This window comes from Streptomyces sp. NPDC055815 (assembly GCF_053616475.1).
This window is the reverse complement of sequence record NZ_JBSHDU010000016.1, coordinates 98,189-124,542: the sequence shown is the minus strand read 5'-3', so window position 1 is coordinate 124,542 and position 26,354 is coordinate 98,189. Positions and strand designations below refer to the sequence as shown.

15 protein-coding genes and 1 tRNA gene are annotated in these 26,354 nt (G+C 75.3%); 3 read left to right on the top strand and 13 right to left on the bottom strand.

All coding sequences use genetic code 11. The features are described from left to right. Positions 1 to 38: 38 nt before the first annotated feature. Positions 39 to 503 (bottom strand): GatB/YqeY domain-containing protein, encoded by a 465-nt coding sequence (locus tag ACWGN5_RS13725; RefSeq protein ID WP_453514408.1) that lies wholly within the window; start codon positions 501 to 503, stop codon positions 39 to 41. A gap of 74 nt (positions 504 to 577) precedes the next feature. Here ACWGN5_RS13725 and ACWGN5_RS13720 point away from each other — a divergent pair, with 74 nt between their 5' ends. From ACWGN5_RS13720 to ACWGN5_RS13710, 3 genes are all read left to right on the top strand, one after another. Continuing rightward, positions 578 to 1,516: a metallophosphoesterase gene (locus tag ACWGN5_RS13720; protein WP_453514407.1), complete on the top strand. Its 939-nt coding sequence runs from the start codon at positions 578 to 580 to the stop codon at positions 1,514 to 1,516. Between the two features lie 18 nt (positions 1,517 to 1,534). Continuing rightward, a complete protein-coding gene (locus tag ACWGN5_RS13715) occupies positions 1,535 to 2,272 on the top strand; it encodes a Pr6Pr family membrane protein (protein ID WP_453514405.1) in 738 nt (245 codons plus the stop codon). A 38-nt stretch (positions 2,273 to 2,310) separates the two neighbouring features. Further along, positions 2,311 to 2,384: transfer RNA gene (locus ACWGN5_RS13710), tRNA-Pro, on the top strand. 192 nt (positions 2,385 to 2,576) lie between these two features. Here the strand turns inward: ACWGN5_RS13710 and ACWGN5_RS13705 are convergent. From ACWGN5_RS13705 to ACWGN5_RS13650, 12 genes are all read right to left on the bottom strand, one after another. Then, positions 2,577 to 3,899: an MFS transporter gene (locus tag ACWGN5_RS13705; protein ID WP_453514403.1), complete on the bottom strand. Its 1,323-nt coding sequence runs from the start codon at positions 3,897 to 3,899 to the stop codon at positions 2,577 to 2,579. Positions 3,900 to 3,978: 79 nt separating this feature from the next. Next, positions 3,979 to 5,235 carry an ATP-grasp domain-containing protein gene (locus ACWGN5_RS13700; protein ID WP_453514401.1) on the bottom strand — a complete coding sequence of 419 codons (1,257 nt, stop codon included), beginning with the start codon at positions 5,233 to 5,235 and terminating at the stop codon, positions 3,979 to 3,981. Further along, the gene (locus tag ACWGN5_RS13695) at positions 5,232 to 6,251 is read right to left on the bottom strand and encodes a methyltransferase (RefSeq protein WP_453514399.1); all 1,020 of its coding nucleotides are present in this window, start codon (positions 6,249 to 6,251) and stop codon (positions 5,232 to 5,234) included. Before ACWGN5_RS13695 ends, ACWGN5_RS13700 begins: the two co-directional genes overlap by 4 nt. Before the next feature lie 62 nt (positions 6,252 to 6,313). Beyond that, positions 6,314 to 6,508: an MbtH family protein gene (locus ACWGN5_RS13690; protein WP_453514397.1), complete on the bottom strand. Its 195-nt coding sequence runs from the start codon at positions 6,506 to 6,508 to the stop codon at positions 6,314 to 6,316. After that, positions 6,505 to 7,230, bottom strand: a complete 726-nt coding sequence (locus ACWGN5_RS13685; protein WP_453514395.1) for a DUF6875 domain-containing protein — start codon at positions 7,228 to 7,230, stop codon at positions 6,505 to 6,507. The genes ACWGN5_RS13690 and ACWGN5_RS13685 overlap by 4 nt, the downstream gene beginning before the upstream one ends. Continuing rightward, positions 7,227 to 9,092, bottom strand: coding sequence for a non-ribosomal peptide synthetase (locus tag ACWGN5_RS13680; RefSeq protein WP_453514393.1), 1,866 nt, complete (start codon positions 9,090 to 9,092; stop codon positions 7,227 to 7,229). Before ACWGN5_RS13680 ends, ACWGN5_RS13685 begins: the two co-directional genes overlap by 4 nt. Then, the gene (locus ACWGN5_RS13675; protein ID WP_453514392.1) at positions 9,089 to 10,432 is read right to left on the bottom strand and encodes a cytochrome P450; all 1,344 of its coding nucleotides are present in this window, start codon (positions 10,430 to 10,432) and stop codon (positions 9,089 to 9,091) included. The genes ACWGN5_RS13680 and ACWGN5_RS13675 overlap by 4 nt, the downstream gene beginning before the upstream one ends. A 1-nt stretch (position 10,433) precedes the next feature. Further along, positions 10,434 to 11,336 (bottom strand): phytanoyl-CoA dioxygenase family protein, encoded by a 903-nt coding sequence (locus ACWGN5_RS13670; RefSeq protein WP_453514390.1) that lies wholly within the window; start codon positions 11,334 to 11,336, stop codon positions 10,434 to 10,436. A gap of 30 nt (positions 11,337 to 11,366) precedes the next feature. Further along, on the bottom strand, positions 11,367 to 15,932 hold the full coding sequence (locus tag ACWGN5_RS13665; RefSeq protein WP_453514387.1) for a non-ribosomal peptide synthetase: 4,566 nt from the start codon (positions 15,930 to 15,932) through the stop codon (positions 11,367 to 11,369). Then, a complete protein-coding gene (locus ACWGN5_RS13660; protein WP_453514386.1) occupies positions 15,929 to 18,988 on the bottom strand; it encodes a type I polyketide synthase in 3,060 nt (1,019 codons plus the stop codon). The genes ACWGN5_RS13665 and ACWGN5_RS13660 overlap by 4 nt, the downstream gene beginning before the upstream one ends. Then, positions 18,985 to 25,383 (bottom strand): amino acid adenylation domain-containing protein, encoded by a 6,399-nt coding sequence (locus tag ACWGN5_RS13655; RefSeq protein ID WP_453514384.1) that lies wholly within the window; start codon positions 25,381 to 25,383, stop codon positions 18,985 to 18,987. Before ACWGN5_RS13655 ends, ACWGN5_RS13660 begins: the two co-directional genes overlap by 4 nt. Then, positions 25,380 to 26,147 carry a thioesterase II family protein gene (locus ACWGN5_RS13650; protein WP_453514382.1) on the bottom strand — a complete coding sequence of 256 codons (768 nt, stop codon included), beginning with the start codon at positions 26,145 to 26,147 and terminating at the stop codon, positions 25,380 to 25,382. Before ACWGN5_RS13650 ends, ACWGN5_RS13655 begins: the two co-directional genes overlap by 4 nt. Positions 26,148 to 26,354 lie beyond the last annotated feature (207 nt).

The following is a 26,354-nucleotide window of genomic DNA, read 5'->3' as shown; positions in this document are numbered from 1 at the left end:
GACCGGTGGGGCGCCCTCTCTCGTGTCTACCGCGCGGATCAGCCCGCGAGCAGCTTCTTCACCGCGGCGGCGACGCGGCCGCCCTCGGCCTGGCCGGCCACCTTCGGGTTCACGATCTTCATGACGGCGCCCATGGCACGCGGCCCCTCGGCGCCCGCGGCCTTCGCCTCCTCGACGGCCGCCGCGACGATGGAGTCGAGGTCCTCGTCGCTGAGCTGCTTCGGCAGGTACGCGTCGAGGATGAGACCCTCGGCCTTCTCGCGCTCGGCGGACTCGGGGCGACCGCCCTTGGCGAAGGCGTCCGCGGCCTCGCGGCGCTTCTTCGCCTCCTTCGCGATCACCTTCTGCACCTCGTCGTCGGAGAGTTCGCGCTTCGTCGTGCCCGCGACCTCCTCCTTCGTGATCGCGGTGATGGTGAGCCGCAGGGTCGAGGAGCGCAGTTCGTCGCGCTCCCGGATCGCGGCGTTGAGGTCGTCCTGGAGCTTCGCCTTGAGCGTGGTCATGGGGTCAAGTGTGGCAGGTGCCCCACCCGTACCGCCCGCGCATTTCGGCTCAGCGGGTCTGCGACGATGGGGGGATGCGCGCACGGTACGGGATCCCCCTGAAGATCACGGCAGGCCTCACGGCGACGGCTGCGGCCGGAATCGTCTACGCGGCCGGCTTCGAGGCCCGCTCCTTCCGGCTCCGCCGGGTGACCATCCCCGTCCTCCCGCCCGGCATGCGCGACCTGCGCGTCCTCCAGGTCTCCGACATCCACATGGTGAGCGGCCAGCGCAAGAAGCGCCTCTGGCTCCAGTCGCTCGCGGGCCTCCGTCCCGACTTCGTCGTCAACACCGGCGACAACCTCTCCGACACCGAGGCCGTGCCCGAGCTCCTCGACGCGCTCGGGCCGCTGATGGAGTTCCCCGGGGTGTACGTCTTCGGCTCCAACGACTACTACGGGCCCCGGATGAAGAACCCCGCCCGCTACCTCATGGAGCGGGCCCAGGGCCGGCACGGGCTCAACGGCAACAAGCCCGTCGTCGGCGCCGTCCACAACCCCTGGGAGGGAATGCGGGACGCCTTCGACTCGGCCGGCTGGGTGAACCTCACCAACACCCGCGGCCGGCTCAAGCTCCCGCAGGCCGACCTCGCCTTCACCGGCCTGGACGACCCGCACATCAAGCGGGACCGGTACGAGCGGGTCGCCGGCGGCCCCGACGCCTCGGCCGACTTCACGATGGGCGTCGTCCACGCCCCGTACCTGCGCTCGCTCGACTCCTTCACGTCCGACGGCTACGAGCTGATCCTCGCCGGCCACACCCACGGCGGGCAGCTGTGCGTCCCCTTCTACGGGGCGCTCGTCACCAACTGCGACATCGACACGGACCGGGTCAAGGGGCTCTCCACGCACACGGTCGCCGACCGGACGTCCTATCTGCACGTCTCCGCGGGCTGCGGCACCAACCGGTACACCCCGGTCCGCTTCGCCTGCCCGCCGGAGGCCACCCTGCTCACCCTGACGGCGCGCGGCTGAGCGCTTACGGTGAGGGGCATGCTCACGCCCCCCACCGCGGCCGTGTCGGCCTCCGCCGTCGTACCTCCCGCCCACCGCCGCCCCTGGGCGGCGGCCTTCCGGGGCCTGATCGCCCTGTGCGCGGCGACGGGAATCGTCATCGAGTGCGTCTACGGGGACGTGCTCGTCGTCCTGAGCTTCTTCACCATCTGGACCAACATCCTGGTCGCCGTCGTCCTCGGCCTGGGCGCCGTCCGCGCCTGGACCCGCCGCCCGCCGCTGCCGGCCGTGTGGACCGGCGGGGCGCTGCTCTGCATCGCGGTCGTCGGCCTCGTCTTCCACCTGGTCCTCGACAACGAGGCGAGCGAGTTCAACCAGGCCGCCGAGATCGCCCGGCTCACCGGCGCGAAGGCCGTCGCCAACCAGCTGCTGCACACCGTGACCCCGATCGGCACAGCCCTCGACTTCCTCCTGCTCACGGCGCCCGGGGCCCTCCGGTGGCGGCACGCGGCCCAGTGGCTGGCGGCGCCGGGCCTCTACTTCGCCTTCGCCCTGATCCGCGGCGAGCTGATCTCCCCCGACGCGCCGACCCGCTACACGTACCCCTTCTTGGACGTGACGGTCCACGGCTACGCCGGTGTCCTCACCAACGCCGTCGTCCTCGGCGCGGCCTTCTCCGTCCTCGGTCTCGCGATCGTCGGCCTGGACCGCATCCGACCTGCGCCGCGGTCCCCCGAATACCGGATTTCGTCTGAGCGCGCGCGTGGGCTAAAGTAATCGATGTCGCCGCGACGTGAAGAACAAAGCAGCGACATCGGGGTGTAGCGCAGCTTGGCAGCGCGCTTCGTTCGGGACGAAGAGGTCGTGGGTTCAAATCCCGCCACCCCGACAGCCGCAAGACCCTCAGGGGCCTGATCCGCGAAAGCGGGTCGGGCCCCTGAGGCGTTTCCGGGGACCTGAGGAAGGTCGCCTCGGACCTTCGGAAGCTCGCCTTGGACCTTCGGCGCGCGTCGGGGCCACCTCCTCGGCCGCCGGGCGGCGGAAGGAGGTGGCCCCGAGACGTGGGGGGAACGGCGCCGGTTCAGCCCGCCGGTGTGGGGGCGGTGTCGCTGGTGTCGGCGGTCGGGGAGGTGGGGGCCTTTTCGGTGTCGGCGGTCGGGGCCTCGTCCGCGTCGGGGGCGGGCGCCGTGCTCAGGCTGCGGGCGTCCTTGCTCAGCGCCATGGTGATGCCGACCACGAGCATCGGCAGGGCGGCCATGAGGAAGCCCCAGCGGACGCCGACCGTGACCAGCAGGCCCATGAGGGCGAAGGAGACCGGCTCCAGGACGACCCGCGGAAGGCTCATGATGCTGTTGATCCGGCCGAGGAAGTCGGCCGGCGTCCGGGTCTGGATGTACGTCGGCAGCGCCACGTCGCTGGAGTAGGCGACACCGACGCCGAGCACCGCGAGGAGGGTGGCCGCCGCCCACGGGGTGGGCAGGAAGCCCAGGGTCGCGAAGGCCAGGCCCTCGCACAGGGTCATGCCGATGATCAGCAGGCCCCAGCGGCGCGGCAGGCCGGTGATCGCCGCGGCGATCGTGCCGGCGAGCTGGCCGAGACCCCAGGAGGAGATGAGCAGACCCAGCGTGAGCGCGCTCTCCGAGAAGCTCTTCGAGAGGGCGGGCAGGCCGACCGAGAACAGACCGCTGTAGCTGAGCGCGGCCGCCGAGATGAGCAGCAGGATGGAGCGCACCTCGCGGCTCCGGCGGGCATAGCGCAGGCCCGAGACGATCTCCGAGCGGATCTGCGCGATCGACGGCGACGCCGCCTCCGGGTCCGCCGGCCGGGCCGGGACCGCGCGCAGGCTCAGCGCCGCCAGGAAAAAGGTCGCGGCGTTGAAGAAGATCGCGGTGGTGGCACCCGCCGACGCCACCAGGGCGCCGCCGAGGACCGGGCCGAGCAGCCGGGCGCCCTGCTCGTTGAAGCCGGTCAGCGCGTTGGCGCGGGCCAGGTCCTCCTTGTCCACGAGGGACGGCACGATGCTGTCGCTGGCCGGCCAGAAGAAGGCCTCCGCGGTGCCCATCACGACGGCGATGGCGTAGAACTGCCAGGTCTGCACGCCGTCGAGGACGCTCGCCAGGCCGAGGGCCACCACGGCGGTGCCCCGCGACAGATGGGTCGCCAGCATGACGGTGCGGGGCGACAGCCGGTCGGTGATCGCCCCGCCGATCAGCATCAGGACGCCCCGCGGGATGGCCTGGGCCAGGACGACGCCCGCCAGCGTCGCCGCCGAGCCGGTCTCCTGGAGCACCAGCCAGATGAAGGCGACCTCGAAGCTCAGGTCGCCGAGGATGGAGATGCCCTCGCCCGCCCAGACCAATCGGAACCGCCGGGAACGCAGCGGCTGCCGCAGCTGATCCAGCATCACTTGCCTTTCTTTCGCGGCACGCCCGGCGCACCGTCGGTGTGGGGGGCCGGCCGGTGCGGCCGGCCCCGGTTCGTCGTCAGACCCCGGTCCGGTAGTCGGCGACGAAGGTGCGCGCCACCCGGTCCACGAGGTGGCGCAGGCCGGCGTGGTCGGGCGCGTGGCCGTGCACGAGACCGAGCATCTGGTTGCCGATCCGCCAGTCGACCGCCTGGCCCGGCCGGGCGAGGACGTCGACGGCGGTGATCCCGTCGAGGGCCCGCACGTCGTCCACGCCGTCGAGGGCCGTCAGTTCGCGTGCCTCGACGGGCGGGAGGAGCACCCATTCGAAGGTGACCCCGGAGAAGTCGAAGGAGGGTGCGGCGGGCCGTCGGCCGAGGGCGAGGTCGAGGGCGAAACGCACCAGGCTGTCCTGCGAGGCCCTGGGGAGGAGATCCACCACGTGCCCGCCGATGCGGCCGTTGACCTCGATGATCCGGGGGCCGGACGGGGTCAGCTTCACCTCGGTGTGGGTCACCGAGTCGCGGATGCCGAGCGCCCGCACGGCGGCCGCGGCCAGCTCCTTCACCTCGTCCGCCAGCGCCGGAGGCAGCGTCGAGGGGAGGAAGAAGCCGGTCTCGCGGAACGGCTCGGCCAGCGGCAGCTTGCCCGACACACAGGAGGCCAGCACCTCCCCCCGGTACACCAGGCCCTCCACGGACACGTAGTCGCCCCACCCTTCGCCGGCGGCCGAGGGGTCCCCGACGAGGCACTCCTCGACGACGAACACCCGGTCCTGGCCGACGTCGCCCGACATCACGGCGGGCAGTTCGCGGGCGGCCTGCTCGGCCGAGTCCAGCCGGACGGTGTTCCGGCTGCCGGCGCCCGTCCTGGGCTTGACCACGACCGGGTAGCCCAGCTCCGCGGCCGCCTCCAGCACCCGCTCGGGGGAGTCTGCCAGCCGGCATCCGGTGGCGTCCACGCCCGCGGCGGCCAGCGCCGCGCGCTGGGCCAGCTTGTCGGTGAGCAGCCTCGTCGTCTCGGCGCCGTGGTACGGGAGGCCGAGCCGTTCCGCGAGTTCCGAGGTGAGGCCGAGGCAGTACTCGCTGAAGGTGACGATGGCCTCGGGCGCTTCCGCGCGGACCGCGGCGGCGGCCTCGTCCGGGCCGAGGCCGGTGATGTCGCAGACCGTGGCGCGGCGGCGCAGTCCGCGGAGCAGGGGTGCGACGCCCGGCTTGGCCGTGTCGCACACGAAGACCACCTCGCACAGGCCCTTGGCGTCGGCCAGGACCGTGCCCGGTCCGACCGAGCCGTCGGCGTACACGACGGCGACGCGGGGCAGCGGCTGTTCCGTCATCGGGCCACTTCCACCTCGGACAGCGACCACTGGGGCCGGCCCGGTACGGGGACGGTGTCCGTGTCCGAGAACCTCAGCCCGGCGGCCGACAGCAGCACGGTCAGCTCCGAGCGGCTGCGGAGCTTCCCGCCGAAGTGGACGAGGGCGTGCAGGTCGCCGATCGGGGCGAAGGAGCCGGCCGTGACGTGCTCCGGCATGTCGGCGTCGACGATGAGCAGCCGGGCCTCCGGGGCCATCGCGGCGGCGCAGTGGCGCAGGATCCGCAGGGCGTCCTCGTCGTTCCAGTTGGGCAGCACCCGGACCAGGAGGTAGCGGTCCGCGCCCGGGACGATGCCGTCGAGGAAGGATCCGGTCGTCGTACGGGCCCGGCCCCCGAGGGCGGGGTCGTCGAGCCGTCGGCGGGCCTCCTCGATCACGTGCGGGATCTCCTGGAGGGTGCCCTCCAGGTGCGGGCGGGCGAGGAGGAGTTCGGCGAGGGTGGTGCCGTTGCCGCCGCCGATGTCCGCGACCGAGCCGGCCGTGGTGAAGTCGTACGCCTCGGCGAGCGCGTCGCCGAGGCCGTCGACCGCGATGATGGTGTTGTAGTGGGCCGCCAGCTCGGGGTGGGCGTCGAGGAAGCCGTAGAAGTCCGTCCCGTGGCGGTCCTGGAAGCCGCTGCCGTCCGTACGGAGGAGGTCGTGCAGCGAGTCGAACGAGGGGGCGCTCACCGCGCCGAAGTAGATGGCGGCGCTGTGCAGCGAGTCCTCCGCGTCCCTGCGCAGGGGCTCGGCGAGCGGGGTCGCTCCGAACGTGCCGTCGGGGTGGCTCTCCAGCAGGCCGACCGCGACGAGCGCCCGGAGGATCTGGAGCAGCCGGTCGGGCCGAGTCCCGGTCAGCTCGGCCAGCCGGCCGAGCGCGACGGGCCCCTCCGCGAGGAGGTCGGCCAGGCCGAGCCGGGCGGCGGTGGTCACGAGGGCGGTGGCCCGGTAGCCACCGATCATCTCCAGGAGCCCGGAACGGGCTTCGCCGGCGTCCATGTGTGCGTTCCTCTCTGTGCGTCGGTTCCCGGCACCGGTCTCGGTTCCGGTGCTCCGGGGGGTCAGGCCTGGGCGGTACGGAGCGACTTCGGGGTCATGTCCGTCCACTCGTCCTCGATCCTCAGCAGGCACGTCTCGCGGCTGGCCGCGGCGCCGCTGGTGCGCCAGCCGAGCGGGACCTCGTGGTGGGTGGGCCAGATCGAGTACTGCTCCTCGTCGTTGACGACGACGTGGAAGAGGTCCTGGAACGGATTCATCGCGTGACTCCTTCGTCGAGGGTGAGGGCGGGCAGCTCGTACCGGTCCACGGCGGCCTGGTAGAGCTCGCGCAGCAGCGGGTCGCGGACCCTGCCGCGCTCGTAGTGGGAGCGGAAGGTGGTGTCGTACTTCTCGAACCAGTCCCGGCGGCCGGTCAGGAAGAGCACGTCGTGCGGGGCCATCCGGCGCATCGCGAGCAGGCCGATCGGGGCCAGCGAGACCCGGAAGCCGGTGTTGCGCACGGCGCGTTCGTCGCAGTTCGGGTGGAACTGGCCGATCATCAGGCCGGCGTCCACGGCCAGGTTCTTCAGCGACTCGTAGGCGTCGTCGAGGCGCTGCCAGCCGTCCGGTCCTGTGCGCGGCATGACGACGAGCCGGCATTCCAGCGAGGCGCCGGACTTGGGCTGCGGTTCCATCGTCAGGGCGAAGTCGACGAGTTCCTCGGTGAGCGCCTCGGTGATGCCCGTCGTGGTGGAGCCGTCGACGTCGTAGCGGAAGTGGAACTGCACGGCCTGGTCGTTGAGGGCCGGCGGGACGAACGGGCAGACCGGGCCGGTCCTGCCGAGCTGTTCGTGCGAGCCGCCCACGTAGTCGCGCAGCCAGGCGTCGACCACGGCGAGGTCCGCGGCGAAGACGTGGCCGGCGGGCTCGGTGCGGATGTGCAGGCGGCGGCGCTCGGGCGGCACTCTGCGGGTGGTGGTGGGTTCGGCCGTGGTGGTCACGCGGCGGCCTCCGTACCGAGCAGGTCCTCGACGAGGCCGGCCAGTTCTCCGTACGACTCCAGGGCGTAGACCTCGGCGAAGTCCAGCTCCACGCCGAGTCCGGTGCGGACGTCCTCGACCAGTCGCATCAGGTCGAGCGAGCTGCCGCCGTCGGCGAAGAAGTCGGAGTCGTCTCCGGGCACGATCCCGGTGTGCCGCTGCCAGAGGTCCGCCAGCGCGGGGAGGGCCGCGGCGGGCGCCGGCTCGGGCGCGGCCGGGAGGACGGCGGGGGGTTGCGGGGCGGCCGGGGCCTGCGGATCGCGCGAGGTCTGCGGCTCGGCCGGGGACTGCGGATCGGCCGGCGTCTGCGGCTTGGGGTCTGCGGTGGGCTGCGCCAGGCGGCGCAGGGCCTCGCGGTCCACCTTGCCCGTCGGGCCCAGCGGGAGGGCGTCGACGGCGAGGATCCGCTCCGCCACCAGGTGGCGCGGGACGCGCAGGAAGGCACGCTCGCGCAGGGCCGCGGTGTCGAGCCCGGCCGGCGTGACGAAGGCGACGAGGGTCGCGCCTTCCCCGGTCCGCTCGGCCAGCACGGCCACGTCGGCGACCTCCGGGTCGGCGGCGAGGACGGCCTGCGCCTCGGCGAGGTCCACCCGGAAGCCGCGGACCTTCACCTCGTCGTCCGTCCGGCCCAGGAACTCCAGTGCGCCGCTGGGCAGCAGCCGGGCGCGGTCGCCCGTGCGGTACATCCGGGCGCCGGGGGTCGTGGCGAAGGGGTCGGGCAGGAAGCGCTCGGCGGTGGCGGCCGGGCGGTCGAGGTAGCCGCGGGCCAGCCGGTCGCCGCCGACGAACAGTTCGCCGGGCGAGCCGCCCGTCACGGCGTCCAGCCGCTCGTCCAGGACGTAGCAGAGGGTTCCGGGGTAGGCGTGGCCGATCGGCAGCGAGTCGGACTCCGCGCGGTCGCGTCCGGTGACCGGACCCAGCGTGCTGAAGGTGGTGTTCTCGGTGGGCCCGTAGCCGTTGAGGAGCGTCGTCCCGGGGTGCGCGGCGGCGAACGCGTCGGCCACGTCGGGGAGGACGACGTCTCCGCCGACGGTCAGCCGGCGCAGGGTGCCGAGCGCCTCCGCGTGATGGCGTGCCATCAGATGGAAGACGGCGGCGGTCAGCCAGGCCGTGGTGACCTCCGGACGGGCGAGCTGCGCGGCGAGCTCGTGCAGCGCGAGCCGGGCCCGCGGTACGGCGACCACCCGGGCGCCGACGAGGAGGGCGTTCCAGATCTCGAAGGTGGAGGCGTCGAAGGCCAGGGTGGAGTGCAGCAGGGTGCCGTCCTCCGGGCCGAGCCGCAGGGGCCCGGCGCCGAGGGCGAGGCCGGTGACGCCGCGGTGCGTCACGCCCACCGGCTTGGGCTCACCGGTGGTCCCCGAGGTGAACATCACGTACGCGAGGTCGTCGGGTCCGGCCGCCGGTGCGGGCAGACGGCCGTGGCCGTCGCCGTGACCGAGCTCGTCGACGGCGCGGGTGGTGAGACCCGGTACCGCCGGGGTCCGGTGGTCGGCGCTCAGCTGGAGCACCGCGCCGGAGAGCCGAGCCATCAGCGCGGTGCGCTCGGCCGGGAAGGACGGGTCCACCGGTACGTAGTGGGCGCCTGCGAACAGGACGGCCAGCATGCCCAGTACGGCGGACCGGCCGCCGTGGCCGGTGAGCAGCACGGCGTCGCCGGGCCGCACACCGAGCGCGCCGAGCTCCGCGGCCGCGGCACGGGCGCGGGTCAGCAGCTCGCCGTAGGTGCAGGCGCCGTCCCCGTCCACGATCGCGGTGTGGTCCGGCTGCCGTTCCGCGACGGCGGCGAACGCGTCCTCGACGCGTCGGCCGGTCGGGCTGGTCATCGGGTGTGCTCCTGTCCGTGGGCGGTGAAGACGGCCTGGGGGTTCGGGTCGGGGGCGAGGGCGATGTGCGGGCGGAGCGTGGTCACCGGCTCCGGGTCGAGGAGCCCGAACAGGCCGTGCCGGAGCACGGTGGCGGCGACCAACTGCGCCTCCAGGAGCGAGTACTGGCGGCCCAGGCACTGGTGGGGGCCCGCGCCGAAGGGCAGGTACTGCTGGGCCGGCGGACGGTCGCCGAGGAAGCGCTCCGGACGGAACTCCTCCGGCGCCTCCCAGAGTTCGGGGTCGTGGTGCATGACGTAGGTGGCGGCGAGCACCACGTCGCCCGGGACCAGCTCGATCCCGGCGGCCTCCAGCGGCTCCTCGATGGTGCGGACCAGGGCCCAGGCCGGCGGGGTGAGCCGCAGCGACTCCTCGACCACGGCCCGCAGATAGGGCAGCGAGCCGTTCGGGGCCGAGGGCAGCGCGGCCAGCGCGTCGAGGTCCTCGGCGCGGACCTCCGCCAGGCTCCGGCCCAGCGCCTCCGGGGAGTGCGCCAGATTGTGGAAGATCCAGGTCAGCAGGGTGCCCATGGTCTCGACGCCCGCCACGAAGACCGACAGCAGCTCCTCGCGGAGCACCTGGTGGGGGTCCTCGCCGGCGGCGGCCTCCTCGCCGAGGGCGGCGACGATCTCGGCCAGCACACCGGGCTCGGAGGCGGGGCAGCCGAACTGTCCGGCCCGCCCGGCGATGAAGGTCTCCAGCACCTCCCGGCGCTTGAGGAAGGCCTCGTAGTCGCCCTCGTCGACGGTGTCCGGCAGGAACAGCCGGTGGTCCAGGTACTCCACGGCCTCCTGGAGGGCCTCGGTGAGCTCCAGGAGTTCGGGTCCGTCGAGCGCCGGGTCGACCGAGCGCAGGATCACCTGGACGCTGAGCCGCTGCATGGTCGCCGCGAGGTCCATCGGCTGCCCGGTGCCGGTCAGCAGCTCGCGCCGGACGAAGTCCTCGGCGGCCCGCAGGACGACGCCGTGGCCGGCCGCGACCGCGCGGGGCGTGAACATGGGGCGGAGCAGGTTCCGGCGGCGGCGCCAGCGGTCACCGGTGGCGGCCACGAACAGGCCGCTGCCGACCAGCTGGCGCAACAGCTCCCGGTGCGTGCGCAGGCCGTGCACCAGGGCGGCGTTGGCCAGCGCGGGCTCGGTGGTGATGAGGATGCGCTGTTCGCCCTTGCCCTCGCCCTCGTCGTACGGGATGACGCAGACCGTTCCTTCGGCGCGTATCCGGGTCAGGGTGCCGAGCGGGTCGCTGCGCATCCCCTGGTTGAAGCCGTCGAGGTCGACGGGGCTGTCCGTGACGGTCGCCATCTCAGCCACGCTCCCCGGCGGTGGCCTCGGAGGCGGTGGCCTCGGCCGCCGGGATGATCTGCTGGGCGTACTCGCTCATGACCCAGCCCTCCTCGGTCCGCACCGAGGTCCGCTGCCGCTCCTTGAAGCCGCCGTCGTTCTCCTGGTGCCAGGCGAACGGCGGGCGGAGCAGCCGGCGCTCGACCGGCGTCCAGTCGTCGGTGTCGACGTCCTCGGGCACGGGGGCCGGCGAGGTGTGCTGGACCATTCCGGCGGTGTAGCGGCAGAAGACCACGCGCCGCTCGAAGTCGGCCTCCCAGGGCCAGCTGCCGTGGGTCGCGGTGTCCGCGAAGAGCACCACGGAACCGGCCTTCACCGGCACCCGGCTGACGAAGTCGCCGGTCTTCTCCCAGGCGGCGTACTCGTCGGGCATCGGGAAGTGCGACTTGTGGCTGCCGGGCACGACGGCGAAGCCGCCCTGGTCGGCGAGGGCGTCGGTGAGGCAGAAGGCCACGATCAGGTGGCCGGCGTAGATCTGGCCGTCGCGGACCTGGTAGCTCAGCGGCGGGTACTCCCAGGGGGTGTTGCCGTTGTGCAGGACGAGCGCGCCGGCGCCCTTGCGGGAGAAGAGGACCTGGCCCTCGTCGTAGCGCAGGTCGGCGCCGAGGAGCTCCTCCAGGTACGGCAGCACCTTGGGGTGCGCGAGCAGGTCGCGGACCGGGCGGTCGGTCGTGTGGAGGGGGCCGGCGTTGGCGATGAAGGGGTTGTACTGCTTGAGCAGCCCGAAGTCGTGCTTGTTCTCGCCCTCCCAGAGGCCGTGGCCGTCCAGGGCGGAGTTCAGCGCGGCGAGCTCGTCGGCGTCCAGCACGTCCTCCAGGACGAGGTAGCCGTTCAGGTCGAAGCGGTACTTCTCTTCCTCGTTCATGTCTTCTCCTCGTGGAAGTGGTGTGGGGTTTCAGGCGGCCCAGCGGCCGAGCTGGTCGGTGAGCTCGGCCAGCGCGGTGCGCAGGGCGGTGTGGTCGAAGAGCCGGGTGTCGCCGGAGAGCAGCAGCACCCTGGTGCCGTCGGGCCCGGGCTCCACATGGAGCACCAGGTCGAGGTCGGACCAGTGCTCGGGCACGGCATGGCCGGCCGCCGGAGCGGGTGCCGGGTCGCCGGAGGCCGCAGCGGGTGCCGTGTTACCGGGCGCCGGAGCGGGTGTGCTCTCCGGTACGCCGTCGTAGTCGTGGGTGAGCAGGGCCGCCGCGCAGACCGGCGGGCGGACGGCCGGGTCGACCGGGTCCACCAGCTCGGCGATCCGCTCCAGCGGCAGGTCGAGGCTGCCGAGCGCGGTGAGCAGGGCCCGGTGGGCGTCCGCCGGGTCGCCCCCGGCGGAGAGGACCACCGGAAGCATGTCCACCGCCCGGCCGACCAGGCCGGCCTCGGCGGTGCCGGACCGGTGCCCGACCGGTGTGCCCACGACCACCCTGTCGGCCCCGGCGATCCGGGCGACGAGACCGCCGAGGGCGGCCAGGAAGGGGGCGGCCGGGGCCGTCCCGAGCTCGGTGCAGCGGGCCCGCAGCCGGGCGTCCAGCTCGGCCGGCAGGCTCATGCGGACGCCCGCGTTGCGGAACCCGCGGCCGCTCGACCGCAGCGCGGCGAAGGGGTCGTCGGGCAGCGGCGCCAGGGTCCGCGTCCAGTACCGCTCCAGCTCCGCCCGGTCGCGCTCCCGGCGGTGGGCGCGCTCCCGGAGGTGCTGTCGGTAGCTCGGCGCGGGACCGGCCGGTTCCCGCCCGGCGAGCAGCAGGGACAGCTCCTCGGCGAGCACGCCCGCCGAGGGCCCGTCGGCCCGGTTCCGGGCCAGGAGCAGCAGCAGCCGTGCCGTCCCGGCGGACCCGCGCAGCAGTACGGCCTGCAGGCCGGGGTGGCCGTGAGGCAGCCGGCGCTCGATCAGTTCGGCGGGCCAGTCGAGCAGTTCGGGCTCGGCCGGCAGCTCCCCCGTCACGCAGGGCAGCCACGCGTCGGAGGCGGTCGCGCCGGGCAGCGGGCGGAGCGCGTCGTGGCGTTCGACGAGACGGCGGACGGCGTCCGCCACCCGCTCGGGACCGGGGTCGGCCGGGAGGTCGAGCAGGACGGGGACCGGCGGGGAGGGATGGCCGAGCAGCCGCTCCAGTGCCAGTACGTGCCGCTGCTCGGGCCCGGGGACCTCGTCGCCCCGGGACTCCCCGCCCTCCGACCGCTCCCCGTCCGTCGCCGGTACGGCGAGTCCGGGGGCGGCCGTGTGCCGGGCGCCGAGGGCCGTGGCCAGGTCGCCCGCGCGGGGGTTGCCGAGGACGAGGCGGACCGGGACCTCGGTGCCGAGGCGCGTGGTCAGTTCGGCGGCGATCCTCGCCGCGCCGAGCGAGGCCCCGCCCAGGTCGTAGAGGTCGTCGTCGGGAGCCGCGGACGGCAGCTCCAGTACGGCGGCGAAGGCGTCCAGGACCGCGGCGAGCACGGGGTCGTCCGCCCGGGCGCCGTCCGGCCGGCCCTCGGGGCGGCCCGCGGCCAGCTCCGTGAGCGAGCGCCGGTCGGCCTTGCCGTTGGCGGTGGTCGGCAGCCCGGCCAGGACGCGCAGCTCGGCGGGGACCATGTACGAGGGCAGGGCGGCGGCGAGGCGCTCCCGGACGGACTGCGGGTCCAGGTCCGGTTCTCCGGCGAGGAAGCCGACCAGTCGGCGGAACCGCTCGCCCACCACGACGACCGCGGCCTCCCGCACGCCGGGCACCGCGAGCAGGGCCCGGTCCACCTCCTCCAGCTCCACCCGGTGGCCGCGGATCTTGACCTGGTTGTCGGCCCGGCCGAGGAACTGGAGGGTGCCGTCCGGGTTCCAGCGGGCCCGGTCCCCCGTGCGGTACATGCGCGCGCCGGGCGGGCCCGCCGGGTCCGGCAGGAAGCGGGCGGCGGTCTCCGCGGGACGGCCCGCGTAGCCCCGGGCCACGCCGAGTCCGCCGATGTACAGCTCGCCGGGCACGCCGACCGGCAGGCGGCGCAGCGCGGGGTCGAGGACGTGCAGCCGGACGCCGCCGATCGGCCGGCCGATCGGCACGGTGCCGTCGGCCTCCGGCCCCTCGCCGTACCGGTGGGAGGTGGCGTCGATGCAGGTCTCGGAGGGTCCGTACTGGTTGTACAGCGTCCCGGAGCCCAGCCTGCGGTAGCGCTCGGCCTGCGCGGCCGGGAGCGGCTCGCCGCCGCAGAACACCACGCGGGCCGGCAGCCGCCGCAGGTCCTCGTCGTCCAGGGCCGCGAGCAGCGAGGGGACCAGGTCGACGACGGTGGCGCCGTGGGCCAGCGCCAGGTCCACGACCGCGCCGGGGGTGGCGTCCGGGTCGGTGCCGGGGAAGATCACTCCCGCGCCGGCCGCCAGCGGGCCGAAGCACTGCCAGAACGCCGGGTCGAAGGCGAGCGGGATGGTCTGCAGGACGCGGTCCCGCCCGTCCAGGCCGATGGCGGCACGCCGCCAGGCGAGCTCGTTGGCGAGCGCCCCGTGCGGCACGGTGACGCACTTGGGCGTCCCGGTCGTGCCCGAGGTGAACACCGCGTACGCGAGATCGGCCGGGCGGACGGCGACCGGCGGCGGCGCGGGCCGGCCGGTGCGGGCGAGTTCCCCGACGGCGAGTTCGGTCACCCCGGGCAGCTCCACGGCGGGCGCGTCGGCGCGCCGCACCAGGAAGGCCGCTCCCGCGCCGGTCAGCAGGGTGCGCAGCCGGTCCTGCGGGTCCTTCACGTTCAGCGGGACGGTCCAGCCTCCGAGGTGCCAGACCGCGAGGGTGACCGCCAGGTAGTCGCTGGACCTGGGGAGGCAGACCGCGACGGCGCTGTGGGGCCGTACCCCGGCCTCGTACAGGCCGGCGGCGAAGGACTCCACCCGGTCGGCGAGTGCGCGGTAGCCGAACCGCCGGGTCCGGGCCGTGACGTCGGCGCCCTCGGTACCGGAAGCACCGGGAGCGAGGTCGTCCGAGGTGGCGAAGGCCTCCGGGGTCTCCTCCACCCAGTGGCGGAACGCCTCGTAGGGCAGGCCGAAGGAGGGCGCGGCCGGCGCCTCGGCCGAGGCGGCGAGCAGCGTCCGCGTCTCCTCGTCCAGCAGGTCCGCGGCGGCCAGCGGCGCGGCGGGGTCGGCGAGCAGCGTGTCCAGGCAGCCCAGATAGGCCTCGCCCAGCCGGTCGAGGTCCGCGGCGCCGTAGCGCCCGGGGGCGGCCGTGAGCACGCCGGTCACTCCGTCGGGCCGCTCCACGAGCTGGACGGTGAGCTCGTTCTGCGTCCCCCGGACCCGGATCGGCAGGGTCTCGACGGTGAGACCGCCGGGCATCTCCCGGCGGGAGCCCTCCCCGGTGAGGACGAACATCGCGGCGGGGGCGGGAAGCGCCGGGCCGTCGAGCGGCACCACCGCGTGGCCGGAGCCGTCGAGGAGCGCCTCGGTCGCCCGGCGCACCAGGTCGGTGAAGCTCTCGGCCGGGTGAACGCCCAGCACCAGCGGCAGCGTGGCGACGAAGGCCCCGACGGCACCGTCCCAGCGGGCGTCGGTGCGGTTGGCGGCGGGCACTCCGATCGGGACGGCGCGGGCGCCGGTGGCCAGGTGCCAGGTCGCCGCGAAGGCGGCGAGCCAGACGGCGTGCGTCGTCGCCCCGGCCCGCCGGGCCAGTTCGGCGACCCGCGTGTCCAGGCCGGCGGGCGGCGTGAAGACCGAGGCCCGTTCGGTGCTGTCGTGCCCGTCGCCCGTGGACGTGCCGCCGTGCTGCGGTCCACCCGCGAAGGGGAGTTCCGGCGGGTCCGCCGGTCCGTCGTGGCGGTCCGCCCAGTAGGCGCCGTTCCGGGCCAGCCGGTCGCGGCCCGCGGCGGAGTGCTCCCAGCGGGCGTAGTCGAGGTGCTGCGCGGTCGGCGCGGCGGGCAGGGCGGGCGCGCCGGGTGCTCCGTACGCCTCGAAGAGCTCCCGGATGAGGATCTCCAGCGACCAGCCGTCGCAGAACGCGTGGTGCAGCGTCAGGACGAGGACCGCGGTGTCCGGGCCGGTGCGCAGCAGCAGCGCGCGCACGTGCGGTGGCCGCCGCAGCGAGAAGGAGTGCGCGGCCTCGTCCCGCAGGGCCCGGTCGAGCGCGGCCTCGCCGCCGTCGAGCGTCCGCTCCTCCAGCGGGATGCGGACGGGCAGGTCGAAGCGCTGCCGGGGGGTCCCGTCCTCCTGGACGATCCTGGCGCGCAGGGCCAGATGGCGGACGGCGAGCAGGTCGAGGCAGGTCTGGAGGCGTGCGGTGTCCAGCGGGCCCTCGATGCGCAGGGCCACCGGCACGGTGAAGGCGGCCGAGGGGCCGTGGGCCTGCTCGGCGAGCCACAGGCGGTACTGGGTGTCGGAGAGCGGATGGCTGCCGGCGTGGCCGTCCGGGGCCGGGGCCCGGTCGCCGGCGCGTTCCCGTTCCCGTTCCCGGGCGGGTGCGGTCCTGCGGCCGCCCAGCCGGCGTTCGAGTTCGGCCCGCTGCTCGGGGGTCAGTCGGTCGAGACGTGCGGTGTTCACAGGGCCCCCTCGGCCTCGGCTACGAGCTGCTGGATCAACAGGTCCTCGACCAGCGCGACATGACCGTCGACGGTGCGGACGGCCAGCAGTTCGCGCACCGGCACGTCCACTCCGAACACCTGGCCCATCCGGCGGGCGAGGCGGGTCACGGTCAGCGAGTCCCCGCCCAGCTCGAAGAAGTCCGCCCCGTCCGGCGTCGCGTCGAGGCCCAGCTGCTCGGACCACAGCTCGCGGACCAGCTCCACCGGACCGCGCGTCTCCTCCTCGGCCGCCGGGAACTCCTCCGCCTCGGCGAGGGGCTGTTCCGGGGCCGGGACCGCCACGGCGGTGACGCGCCGGCGGGGCAGGGGCCAGCGCGGCCCCTCGAAGGGGTACGTCGGCAGATGGCGGGCCCGGCCCGGGCCCGCGAGCCGCTCCACGGCCACCGCATGGCCCGCGGCCCAGAGGCGGCCGAGCGCGGCGGACACCGCACGGTCCGCGCCCTCGGCGGACACCTCCCGGCAGAGCGGCACGGCGTCGAGGCCCGCGGCCTCGGCGAGCGCGGACAGCACCCGTCCGGGACCGACCTCCACCGCGAGCGCGCCGGGGAAGGCGGCCGCCAGGGTGGCGATCCCGTCGGCGAAGCGGACCGGCCTGCGCAGCTGCTCCGCGAACCGCTCGGCGGTCACGACCTCGCCGGCCGGGACGAGCGCCCCGTCGGTGTTGCCCGCCCAGGGCACTTCGGCGGGCGCGGGCCGGATCCCGGCCAGCACCTCCCGCAGTCCGGCGGCGGCCGGGTCCATCAGCGCCGAGTGGAAGGCGTGGCTCGTGCGGAGCCGGCGGCTGCGGTGCCGGTCGCCGAGCCACGCCGTGAAGGCGTCGATCTCCGCGAACGGCCCGGTGAGGACGGTGTCCGTGGCGGTGTTGACGGCCGCGATCTCCAGGCCGGCGCCGGACTCGGCGAGCAGCCGCTCGGCCTCGGGTGCCGAGCAGGCCACGGCGAGCATCGCGCCCGGCTCGCACGCCTGCATCAGCCTTCCCCGGTGCTCCACGAGCCGGGCCGCGGTGGGCAGGTCGAGGGAGCCGGCCAGGCAGGCGGCGGTCAGTTCGCCGAGGCTGTGCCCGATCAGCGCCGAGGGCCGCAGGCCGAGCCCGATGAGGGCGGTGGCGGCCGCGTACTCCACGGCGAACAGGGCCGGCTGGGCGAGCCGGGTGGCCTCAAGGCGCTCGGCGGGGAAGGTCGCGTCGTGCAGCGCCTCGGCCAGTTCGGCGGCGAGCGCGGGCTCGAAGGCCCGCAGGCAGGCGTCCAGGGCGTCGGCGAAGCCGGGCAGCGCCCGGGCGAAGGGCTGGGCCATGCCCGGGGTCTGGGTGCCCTGGCCGGGCAGGAGGAAGACCAGCGGAGCCGGGACCGGCTCGGCGGCGACCGCTTCCGGGGCCGCCGCGCGCAGGCCGGCGGCGAGTTCGGCGGCGGTCGAGGCGACGACGGCGGCGCGGTACGGGAGTGCCGCCCGCCGCGCGAGGGTGCGGGCCACGTCGGCGACCGTCTCGGGGACGGCGTCCAGGTGGTCCGCGAGCCGCTCCTTCGCCCGCCGCAGCGCGGCCGGATCGGCGGCCGACAGCACGACCAGCGGGGCGGCGCCGGGGGCTTCGGCGGCCGACGGCACGACCAGCGGGTCCGCGCCGGGGGCTTCGGCGGCCGACAGCACGACCAGCGGGTCCGCGCCGGGGGCTTCGGCGGCCGACGGCAGGTCCTCGGCGGGGGCGGTGACGGACGGCTGCGTGGGGGGCTGTTCCAGGAGTACGTGCGCGTTGGTGCCGCCGATGCCGAAGGAGCTCACGGCCGCACGGCGGGGCTCGGGGCCCTGCCACGGGCCGGCCTCCGACGGCAGGGCCAGCGGTGAACCGTCCAGTTCGAGCAGCGGGTTGGGGCCGGTGAAGTTCGCGAGCGGGGGTACGGTGCCGCGGCCGACCACCAGGAGGGCCTTCACCAGACCGGCGAGCCCGGCGGCGGCGTCGAGGTGGCCGATGGTGCCCTTGACGGCGCCGACCCGGACCTGGCCGGGGTCGGCCCCGAGCTCTTCCAGTACGGCCGAGGCGGCGGACCACTCGATCGGGTCGCCGACGCGGGTCCCGGTGCCGTGCGTCTCCAGGTATCCGAGCGAGGAGGCGTCGATGTCGGCGGCCGCGAGGGCCTCCCGGATCACGCGCTCCTGGCCCGCCGCCGCGGGGGCGGAGAAGCCGGGCTTGGCCGCCCCGTCGTTGTTGACGGCCGAGCCGAGCAGGACGCCGTGCATCGGGGCGGCCTCGTCGGCGGCGTCCTGGAAGCGGCGCAGCACGATCCCGACCACGCCCGAGCCGCCGACCGCACCGTCGGAGTCGGCGTCGAAGGGGCGGCAGACGCCGGAGGCGGAGAGGATGCCGCCGGGGATGTGGACGTGGCCGGCCTGGGGGGCGTTGGCGGAGGCGGCGACGACGAGCGCCTGGTCGCACTCGCCGTTGTTCAGGGCCTGCATGGCGAGGTGCACGGCGACCAGCGAGGACGAGCAGGCCGTCAGCACGGCCATGGCGGGGCCGGTGAGGCCCAGCTTGTAGGCGATCCGGGTGGCGAGGAAGTCCCGCTCGTTGGCGACGATCGCCTCGTCGAACTCGGGGTCGTCGAGCTCGCCGCCGGCCAGCAGCGCCCGCAGGTGCTCGCTGCTGCTGGCGGCCGCGTAGACGGCGGTACGGCGGGTGTCCGGCGCGCGCAGCGGGTGGCCGGCGTCCTCCAGGGCGGACCAGGCGCACTCCAGCATCAGGCGCTGCTGCGGGTCGAGCAGCCGGGCCTCGCGGGGGCTCACGCCGAAGAAGGCGTGGTCGAAGCGGTCGGCGTCGTCGAGGCGGCCGTGCACGGGCACGTAGGCCGGATCGTCGGCGAGTTCCGCCGGGATCCCGGCCTGTTCGAGCTCTTCCCGGGTGAGCCGGCGGAGCAGGGGGCGGCCCTGTTCGACGGCCTCCCACAGCCGGGCCACGTCCGGGGCGCCGGGGAATCGGCCGGCCATTCCGGTGACGGCGATGTCCAGCGAACGGTCGCGGCTCATCGGTTTCCTTCCTGGGCTTCTCTGGACGCCTCGGGCCGGACTCGGCGCAGGCGCATCTGCCGGGAGGCGTCCCGGCGGGAGGGGGCGGGGGGTACGGCGGCGGAACCGGCCGGGATACCGGCGGAGGACCCGCCGGAGGCACCGGCGGTCCCGTCGGAGGCACCGGAGGTCGCGTCCGTCGGGGTCCGGCGCAGGCGGGTCGCCATGTCGGCGACGGTGGTGTGCCGGAAGAGGTCGAGGATCGGCACGCGGACACCCGTACGCCGGTGCAGCGCCTCCTGGAGCAGGGGCATCAGGAGCGAATGGCCGCCCACGTCGAAGAAGTTGGCGTCCACCGGCACGTCCGCGACGCCCAGGACCTCCCGCCAGGCCTCGACCACCTCGGCGTGTTCGGGGCGTACCCGGGTGCCGGGCGCGGCCGCGGGCACCCGGCGGTCCGCCTCCTCGGCGAGCCGTCTGCGGTCGACCTTGCCGTTGCTGGTGAGCGGCAGCCGCTCGACCACGTGCACCGCCCCGGGGACCATCACGGCGGGAAGCCGGTCGACGGCCTCCTGGCGGACCCTGGCCGGGTCGGCGCCGCCCGTGACGAAGGCGGCGAGCCGGCCCTGGCCGTGGGCCACGACGGCGGCCTCGCGGACCCCGGGAGCCGCACGCAGGACGGTCTCGATCTCGCCCGGCTGGATCCGGTGACCGCGGATCTTCAGCTGGTCGTCGGCCCGGCCGAGGAAGGCCAGGCCGCCGTCCCCGGTCGGCCGGACGCGGTCTCCGGTGCGGTACATCCGCGCACCGGGCCGCCCGTCGAAGGGGTCCGGCAGGAAGACGCCGGCGGTGTCGGCCGGACGGCCGAGGTAGCCGCGGGCGACGCCGGGCCCGCCGACGTACAGCTCGCCGGGGACGCCGGGCGGCACCGGCCGCAGCGCGTGGTCCAGTACGTAGAGGGAGTAGCCCGGCACGGGACCGCCGATGTCGATCGGCCCCGGCGCCCGGTAGCGGCGGTAGCTGGACCAGACGGTCGCCTCGGTCGGGCCGTACTCGTTGACCAGCTCCACCCCGGGGAGCAGGGCGAAGTGAAGGTCCATCACCTGCTCGGGGAGCGGTTCGCCGGCCACCACGGCCCGGCGCAGGGAGCGCAGGGCGGCCGCGCTGCCGGATCGTCGGGCCTCGCCGAGGACCACGCCGTGCAGCGAGGGCACGCACAGCAGGTCGGTGACGGCGTGGCGTTCGACCAGGCCGATCAGCCGGGCGGGGTCGCGGACGTCGTCCGGTCCGGCGACGACGAGCCGCCCGCCGGCCGTGAGGGTGCCCCAGATCCCGGCCACGGAGGAGTCGAAGGCCAGCGGGGAGAGCAGCAGGAACACCGGCTCGCCCGGGTAGACCGCGCGCCGTGCCGCGGTCGAGGCGGCGAGCCCGCCGTGCTCGACGACGACGCCCTTGGGGCGGCCCGTACTGCCCGAGGTGAAGATCATGTAGGCGGCGTCCCGCTCCCCCCGGGGCGGCAGGGCCGGGGTGGCGGCCGGTTCCGGCAGCGCGGTGAGGTCCAGGGCGGTGAGCCCCAGGGACCGGCCCCGGGCCACCGTCTCCGCCGTGCCGAGCAGCACGGTGGCGCCGCAGTCCGCGAGCGCCGCCTTCAGCCGGGCGTCCGGGTGGTCCACGTCGAGCGGGACGGCGACGGCACCGGCCAGATGGGCCCCGAGCAGTGCGGTGATCATGGCCGTCGAGCGCGGGGCCAGGACGGCCACCCGGTCGCCGGGGGCGACTGAGGCCCCGGCGAGGGCGGCGACCGCGGCGAGTGCGCCGGAGCGCAGCCCGCCGTAGCTCAGCCGGTCCTCGCCGCAGACCACGGCCGCGCGGTCCGGGTGCGTGTCGGCGATCCGCTCGACCAGCCTGCCGACCTGGGTGTACGTCTCCGGCGGCGCCGGTCGGCGCAGGACGGCACCGTCCGCCACCGGCACCCGCGCCGGGGCGTCCGGCTCGTGCGCGAGCAGGACCAGGGTGTCGCGGAGGGCGGCGGCGAGCCGGCCGGCCTGGGCCTCGCTGTACCGGCTGTGCCGGAAGGCGATCTCGACCTCGGCGGCCGGGCCGCTGCCCGCCGCCTCGGCGGTCTCGCGCAGCACGATCTCCAGGTCGTACTTGGCCACTTCGGCCGGGATGTCGACCGGCCGCACGCCGAGTCCGGCGGGGGCGCTGGTCCGGGCGGCCGGCTCGTAGTCGACGAGTGCCTGGAAGAGCGGGGTCCGGCCGGGCTCGGCGCGCAGGCCGAGCTCCCGGATCAGCTCGTCGAAGGGCATGTCGCGATGGGCGTGGGAGCGCAGCAGCGCCTCGTGCGCCCGGCCGAGGAGCCCGCCGCCCGACAGCTCGGGGTGGACCCGCAGCCGGACCGGCACCGGGTTCACGAAGAGTCCGACCACGTCCTCGAATCCGGGGGGACGGACGTCCATGGTGGTGCCTGCCACGACCTCCCCTGCGGCGCCGTGGCGGTCCGCCGTGAGGGCGAAGGCGGCCAGGGCGAGGACCAGCGGGGTGGTGCGGTGGGCGCGCGCGGTCTCCAGGGCGCGCTGCCAGTCGGCCGGGGTGACGGCCGCCCGTACCGAGCCGACCTGCTCCGGGTGCGTCTCGGTGCCGGGGCCGCCCAGGTCGATCCCGGGCGCCGCCGCGGCCTCCGCCAGCTCGGCGGTCCAGAACTCCCGGGTGTTCGCGGCCCGTTCCGGGGTGCGGGCCGGGACGTCCCGGTAGCCGCGCCGGGGCGCCACGGCCGGGTGGCCGTCGAGACGGCCGTACAGCTGCCCGGTGATCAGCTCCACCGAGCGGCGGTCGAGGACGAGGTGATGGCCGGTCAGCAGCAGGACGTGCTCGTCCGGCCGGTCGGAGAGGGAGATCAGTTCGAGCGCGGCGAGCGGTTCGCCGAAGATGTCGAAGACCTGCCGGGCCGCCGCGCGGAGTTCCTCGTCGAGCCGGGCCTCGGGCAGCGTCCGGCTGCGGAGCGCGAACTCCTCGGCCGGCCAGGCCGCCCGGCCGGGTTCGCCGGCACCGTCAAGCACGCGCAGCCGCAGCTCGCCATGGGTCTCGACGACCTCCCGCCATGCCTCCGCGAGCCGCTCCCGGTCGAGTGCGCCGCGCAGGCGCACGGCCCAGTGGACGGTGAACTCGGGGCTCTTCGGGTCCAGCAGGTGCATCAGCCACAGCCGCCGCTGGGCGGGCGAGAGGCCCTCGGCCGGGGCGGAGGCGTCGGCCGGGTCCGTACCGCCCGTGGTGGTCTCCAGCTGGTGCCGCAGGCCGCGCAGGGTCGGCTCGGCGAAGAACGCGGCGAGGTCGATCTCGGCCCCGTACGCCTGGTTGACGGAGGCCACGAGGCGGGCGGCGTCCAGGGAGCTGCCGCCGCAGGCGAAGAAGTCCTCGTCGTCCGAGGCCGCCGGCGCGCCCGCGGTGTCCTGCCAGAGCCGGGTCAGCTCGTCCCGCGCGGTGTCGGCCGCGGGGGTCGTCGGGGACGGGGCGGGCAGTGCCTGCTCGTCGAGCTTGCCGCCGGCCGACAGCGGGAAGGAGTCGAGGACGAGGACGTGGGCCGGTACGGCCGCGGGGGCCAGGCGCCGGGCGCAGGCCGTCCGCAGCCCGGCCGGGTCGAGGGACGGGCCGTCGCGGTCGGGCAGCACGTAGGCGAGCAGCCCGTTGGAGGTGCCGGGGGCGCGGCGCGCGACGTACGCGTCCCGGACGCCGGGCAGATCGCGCAGCACGTTCTCGACCTCCACCGGGTCGACCCGCTGGCCGCGGACCTTCAGCTGGTGGTCGGCGCGCTCCAGATAGACGAGGCAGCCGTCCTCCGCCACGCGCACCCGGTCGCCGGTGCGGTACATCCGCGCGCCGGGGAGGCCGGAGTACGGGTCCGGCAGGAAGCGGTCGGCGGTCACTCCCGGCGAGCCGAGGTAGCCGCGGGCCACCTGCGGTCCTGCCACGTACAGTTCGCCGGCCACCCCGGCCGGCACCGGCAGCAGGTCGGGTCCGAGGACGTACGCCGAGACGCCTTCCAGCGGCCGGCCGATGGCCGGGGTGTCCCGCTCGCCGAACGCGCAGACCGTGACGCAGATGGTGGTCTCGGTCGGCCCGTAGGCGTTGACCCCGTCGACGCCGAGCTCCCGCAGCAGCTGCCAGGTCGGCTCGTCCAGGGCCTCGCCGCCGAGCAGCAGGGTGAGCCCGCCGCGCCGCAGCACGTCCTCGAAGCCGAAGTTCCGCATGGCGCCGAACAGCGAGGGCGTGAGCCCGAGGAAGCGGAGGTCCTGCTTCTCGACCCAGTCGACCAGCGTCTGCGGATTGCGGTACGTGTCCTCGTCGGCGACCACCAGGCAGGAGCCGGTGAACAGGGCGAGGAACTGGAGGTAGAAGAGGTCGAAGGAGACCGAGCTCACCAGGCCGGACCGGGCCGCGCCGCGGCCGGGCGTGAACACCTCGGTGAAGGCCGCGTACGAGGCGTGGTCGACGAGCACGCCCTTGGGGAGGCCGGTGGTGCCGGAGGTGTGGACGACATAGGCCGGCCGGGACGCGTCGGGGGCGGGGAACTCGGCGGGGGCGGGCGCGGGGAACTCCGCGGGGGTGGGCGTGGGGAACGCGTACGCGCCGGGGGCGGTCGCCTCCCGCCCCTCGGGCAGCTCGACGACCCGGGCCGTGCCCGTGCCGCGCCCCCGCAGGGAGGGGCTGCGCAGCACGATGCCTGCTCCGCTGTCGGCCAGGACGTAGGCGATCCGGTCCTCGGGGTGCAGCGGATCGAGCAGCACGGTGCAGCCGCCCGCGCGCCAGACGGCGAGGACGGCGGCGACCAGGGCGACCCCGCGCTCCGCGAGGATGCCGACGGTGTCTCCCGGTACGACTCCGTGGTCGGCGGCCAGCCGGGCGGCGAGGGCGTCCACCGCGGCGTCCAGTTCCGCGAAGCTGGTGTCCCCGGCCGGGCAGCTGACGGCCGTGCGCTCCGGGTGCTCGCGTACGAGTTCGGCGAACCGTTCCATCACCGGCAGGGCCTCCGCCCCGGGCCGGGCGCGCACGAGCGTGGGGGACTCGATCGCGCTCAGCGGCCCGGAGCCGAGGAGCGGGGCGCCCGGCTCGCCGGCCAGGCGGAGCAGGGTCGCGAGGTAGTCGGCGAGCAGCCGGGCGGCCGCCTCGGTCGTGGTGCCGCCGGCCAGCCGGCGGGTCAGGGCGAGGTCGCCGCCGTCGGGGCGCAGATAGAGGTCGAACTCCAGGTCGTTGCGTACCGTCCCGGCGCCGTCCTCGGGCAGCGCCCGCACGTCGAGGCCCGCGAGTGCGGGCGCCGGCAGCGGGCCGTGCGCCTGGAAGGCGACGGTGACGCCGGGCTCGACCGCGCTGAACAGGTCGGCGGCCTCCCGGATCGGTTCGGCGAGCCGGCCCAGCGCCCCGGCCATGGTCCGGCGGACGGCGGTGACCAGGGCCGTGCCGGTGTCACCGGCCGCCCAGCGCTGGCGCAGCGGCACCACCCGGGCGAGGCAGCCGACCGTCTCGGCCGTGTCGGGGGTGCGGCCCGCGAAGGGCGTGGCCACCATGACGTCCCGGCGGCTGCCGTGCGCGGCGAGGGTGCCGTACAGCGCGGCGAGGCCGAGCATGTGAGGGGTGGCCCGCAGGCTCCGGGCGGCCGTCCTGAGCAGTTCGGTCTCCGCACCCGTCAGCGGCAGCACGGTGGTCTCGGCGTCGGGGGTGCGCGGTCCGGGGGTGCGGGGCAGCGACCCCGGCCACTCGGCCCCGGCCAGCTGCTCGGTCCAGTAGCCCGTCGACGGCGCGGGGGCCGGTGGCGTCCGGTCCGCGGCCGGCGGCAGGGCGGGGCCGCCCGCGGTCCGGCAGGCGTAGGCCGTCGCGATCTCCGCGAGGAGGATCTCCAGGGACAGCCCGTCGCAGGCGACGTGGTGGATCAGGAGGGAGAACAGATGGCGCTGCGGTCCGCGCCGCAGCAGTCCGGCCCGTACGGGGCACTCGACGGCGAGGTCGAAGCGGTGGGCGCCCTGTTCGGCGCTCCAGGCGGTCTCGTCCGGCGTCTCGGCGGCCGTCGACCAGACCGGGACGGCGTCCCCGGCCGCCCAGAAGGGGCCGTCGCCGTCCTCGCGCAGCCGTCGGCCGAACACCCGGTGGCGAGCGGTCACTTCGGCCACCGCGGCGCGCAGGGCCTCCTCGTCCAGGTCGCCGTCGATCTCCCAGACGCGGTGGATGTTGTACGCCTCCGGGTGCCGGCGGCTCGCCAGCCAGATCCCGAACTCGGAGGAGGACAGCGCCTCCTGAGGTGTGCTCTGCCGCATGGCTCCGCCCCTGCCGTCCGTCGCTCGAATCTCCGCGGCCGCCGTCCCGGCCTCGCCCGCACCCGTCCCGCCGGCCGTCTCCGCGACCGCGCCCCGCTCGTCCGGTGTCATCGCGCCGCCTCCCGCTGCCAGTCCGCGAGGAGTCGCGGGTAGTGGGCGTCCAGGAAGAAGTGGCCGCCCGACAGTTCCTCGACCGTCGCGCCCGCTGCCGCGAGGCCGGTCCAGTCCGCCACCGCCTCGGCGCCGACCAGCGGGTCCTCGCTGCCGTACAGCACGCCGAGCGGGCTGTGCAGCAACCCGCCCGAGCAGCGGTGACCGGCGATCATCGCCAGGTCCGCGCGCAGGGCCCGGCTCACGATCTCCAGCAGCTCCGGCGATGCGAAGACCTCCGGCGGGACCCCTCCGAGCAGCCGCATCAACTCCTCGGGCCCACGGGACGCCACCTCCGACCAGCCCGCGTCGCGCGGGGCGGCCGTCCCGGCCACCACCACGCGCAGCGGCCGTCGGGCGCCGAGCGCCTCCAGGCGGAGGGCGGCCTCGTAGGCGAGCAGTCCGCCCATGCTGTGCCCGAGCAGGACGTAGGGCGTCTCGTCCCGGGCCAGGAGCGGCAGGAGCTCCTGGCCCACGGCCGCGACGACCTGGTCCAGGTCCTCCGCGAACGGCTCGGCGATCCGCGCCTCACGCCCGGGCAGCAGCACCGCCGTCACCGCGGTGTCGTGGCCCGCCGCCCTCCGGAGCGCGGAGAACGAGCTCGCCGCGCCGCCGGCCGGCGGGAAGCAGACGACGTGCAGCCCGGGGGCCTCGTGCGCGCCGCCCGTGCGCAGCCAGCGACCGGGTGCATTTCGGCGCACCTGACTCGCAGCGGAAACGCTCACAGGACCGGACCTTCCTCGAAAAAGCCCGCGACGAAGCGCCCTCGGATATGAGGGTGCGGCCGCCGGGAAAGCGGAAACGGCAGGGATAAGGCCCATGAGATCCGGGCCGGTTACGGGTACGGAGTCGTCACGTGCCCGAGATGAATCAATTCTCGATTCCCGTGGGAGGGCTTCGCCGCTCCATTGACGGAAATTCAGTTCCACTCT